Source organism: Bradyrhizobium sp. PRIMUS42 (assembly GCF_023006515.1).
GTDB lineage: Bacteria > Pseudomonadota > Alphaproteobacteria > Rhizobiales > Xanthobacteraceae > Bradyrhizobium.
The window spans coordinates 1-2,680 of sequence record NZ_JALBGZ010000797.1 but is presented as its reverse complement, the minus strand read 5'-3'; the positions used below and the strand labels follow the sequence as shown (position 1 = coordinate 2,680).

Sequence of the window (2,680 nt, the reverse complement as noted above, 5' to 3'; positions counted from 1 at the left end):
AGCGCGGCGGCGGCGTTGGACAAGCTCTCCGCCACCGGGGCCATCAAGGCGAGCGAGACCACGGTCGCGGTGCTCACCGGCACGGGCTTGAAGGCCGCGACGACCGTGGCCGATCTGGTGCAGTAGGTGCAGTAGGATGGGTAGAGCGCAGCGAAACCCATCAGCTTCGCGGCCGTCGCAGCAGTTGCTTGATGGGTTTCGCTGCGCTCTACCCATCCTACGACGTCAGCGTTTGGAGGATCGCCTCACTCCTTCAAATCATTCACCTGCTTCACCCACGTCCGCACGTCAGCAAGCACGGCGGGCAGCACCGCCTTCACCTCCGCCACGGTCATGCCCGCCTTGATGCGGGGGTCGTACAGCAGATTCAGGATGTACTGATCGTAGACGTCGAAATAGCCCATCGAGACATTGTCGTTGAACATGGTCCAGGGCACGCTCGCGGTGTCGTTGATGGGCCCAAGCGATTGCAGCAGCTCCTCATAGGCGCAGTCGAGGAAGGTGAAGTCGCCGTTGTCGACGGTGAGGATGACGTCGGAATGCTCGATCTCGAAATTGTCGTTCTTGCGGAAGCCGGACAGGCATTGCGGGTCGAGCGAGGTGCGGATCTCGCGCGCCTTCTCCGCGCCGTAGAAGCTCGAGATGGTGCGGAAGAGATCGCGGTCGCGCACCAGCTTTACGCGCACATTCGCCGCTTCGTTGGTATCGATCATGGCGATGTCGAGATGCTGCACGCGCTTGCCGATGTCGGCCACGACCTTTGCGAGCTGCGCCTTGCGGTCAGTGCGGTCGCTCTCGGCGAACACGCGCACCGGTCCGTCGAACTTGCGGATGCGATCGACGCGTCCGGCGAGATGATATTCGGCGCCGAACGCCGTCTTCAGGAAGCCGTCGACGATCTCGCCGTCGGTAAAACTCTTCTTCTCGGCGCGCTGACGCGAGGAGATCGCGGGCAATTCGCCCGCGGCGGCCATGGTAGCGGTGTCAGGCACCAATGTGAGCGCGGCGAGCGCCAGGAGGGCGATGCGAAGGCCAGGCGCGGGCGAGTGGAGTGCGCTCATCGTCGCCCGACGCTGCCGCATTCGCATCGCGCACACAAGTCCGCAAATTCACGCGCCAACGGGTTCCCGTAGCTTTCAAGCACGGTGCCGTAGGGTGGACAAAGGCGCGAAAGCGCCGTGCCCACCATCTCTCGACAACAGCCACCGATCGGTGGGCACGCTTCGCTTTGCCCACCCTACGGCAGTTCGCTCGGGTCTAGTTGTTCAGCACCACCACCGTGGTACCGACTGCGACGCGGCTATAGAGGTCCGTCACGTCGTCATTGGTCATGCGGAAGCAGCCCGAGGAGACCGCCTGGCCGATCGTCTCCGGCTCGTTGGAGCCGTGGATGCGGTAGAGGGTCGAGCCCAGATACATCGCGCGCGCGCCGAGCGGATTGTCGACGCCGCCCTTCATGTGGCGCGGCAGGTCGGGCCGGCGGGCCAGCATTTGCGAGGGCGGCGTCCAGTCCGGCCATTCCTTCTTGGCGGTGATCCTGTGGACCCCGCCCCAGCGGAAGCCGTCACGGCCGACGCCGATGCCGTAGCGCAGCGCCTGGCCGTTCTGGAGCACCAGATACAGCCGCCGCTCGCTGGTGTTCACCACGACCGTGCCGGGCGCGTAATTGCCGTTATACATGACGGTGGTGCGGGGAACCGGATTGGCGCCGGAACGGAAGAAGTTCGGGCCGCCGCCCATGATGTCGCGCGAGTCGAACTCTTCGGCGACCGCGCCGCCCGCCGTGGCCGACAGCAGTGCGATGGCGGCAATCGGCGCGGCAAAAAACCGGATCATTGTATCCCCCAGCAAAAAATCGATTCAACAAAGGCCACAGGCCATATTTGCGGGCTTTTCGCAAGCCACGGCCCCGTGAGGTCCTTCCCTGGCAAAACAGGCCATGCTCCACGATTGGCGTTACCAAATCGGCAACTACAATTTGCCGAAAAACATTAGCCAAACCGGCGCATCGTCGCGCGGGGCAGGGCCGCGATGCCGCCTCTTGCTTTGACGGAACGCGCGAACAATGATTGATCGAACGGATATTTGGACATGGCCGGTTGCGGGAGCCTCTGATGAACGGTGCGGAAAGCCTGGTGCGGACGATGGTCAAGGGTGGGGTGGATGTCTGCTTCACCAATCCAGGCACCTCCGAGATGCATTTTGTCGCAGCGCTCGATCGCGTCCCCGGCATGCGCTGCGTGCTCGGCCTGTTCGAGGGCGTGGTGACGGGCGCTGCCGACGGCTATTACCGCATGAAGGGTACGCCGGCCTCGACCCTGCTGCATCTCGGCCCTGGTCTCGCCAACGGCCTTGCCAACCTGCACAACGCCAAGAAGGCGAATTCCGGCATCGTCAACATCGTCGGCCAGCACGCCGTCTACCACATCGACTACAACGCGCCGCTGACCTCCGACATCGAGGGCCTGGCCCGGCCGATGTCGTCCTGGGTCCGGACCTCGCCGAACTCCAAATCAGTTGCCGCTGACGGCGCCGCGGCGATCGCCGCCGCCAAGAGCGCACCGGGGCAGATCGCGACGCTGATCCTGCCCGCCGACACCGCCTGGAACGAGGCCGACGGCATCGCTGAGGTGCCTGCCGAGCAGCAGCGCGCCAGCTACTCGCCGCAGGCGGTCGAGCA

General features: G+C 64.5%; 3 protein-coding genes and 1 pseudogene. 2 read left to right on the top strand and 2 right to left on the bottom strand.

The window, feature by feature from the left end; all coding sequences use genetic code 11:
* A pseudogene (locus tag MOV75_RS33785) lies at positions 1-126 on the top strand (pyridoxal-5'-phosphate-dependent protein subunit beta); the annotation flags it as partial.
* A 119-nt stretch (positions 127-245) separates the two neighbouring features.
* Here MOV75_RS33785 and MOV75_RS33780 read toward each other — a convergent pair.
* Both MOV75_RS33780 and MOV75_RS33775 read right to left on the bottom strand, forming a co-directional pair.
* Positions 246-1,061: a DUF2927 domain-containing protein gene (locus MOV75_RS33780; protein WP_246920512.1), complete on the bottom strand. Its 816-nt coding sequence runs from the start codon at positions 1,059-1,061 to the stop codon at positions 246-248.
* A 196-nt stretch (positions 1,062-1,257) separates the two neighbouring features.
* Positions 1,258-1,836: a L,D-transpeptidase gene (locus MOV75_RS33775; protein ID WP_246920503.1), complete on the bottom strand. Its 579-nt coding sequence runs from the start codon at positions 1,834-1,836 to the stop codon at positions 1,258-1,260.
* 278 nt (positions 1,837-2,114) lie between these two features.
* Here MOV75_RS33775 and MOV75_RS33770 point away from each other — a divergent pair.
* A partial coding sequence (locus tag MOV75_RS33770; RefSeq protein ID WP_247007503.1) for a thiamine pyrophosphate-binding protein occupies positions 2,115-2,680 on the top strand: 566 nt, incomplete at its 3' end.

What these genes read in the sequence shown, in the direction of transcription:
- MOV75_RS33775 (WP_246920503.1), bottom strand. Translation starts at nt 1,836, where the DNA reads ATGATCCGGTTTTTTGCCGCGCCGATTGCCGCCATCGCACTGCTGTCG.
- MOV75_RS33780 (WP_246920512.1), bottom strand. Translation starts at nt 1,061, where the DNA reads ATGAGCGCACTCCACTCGCCCGCGCCTGGCCTTCGCATCGCCCTCCTG.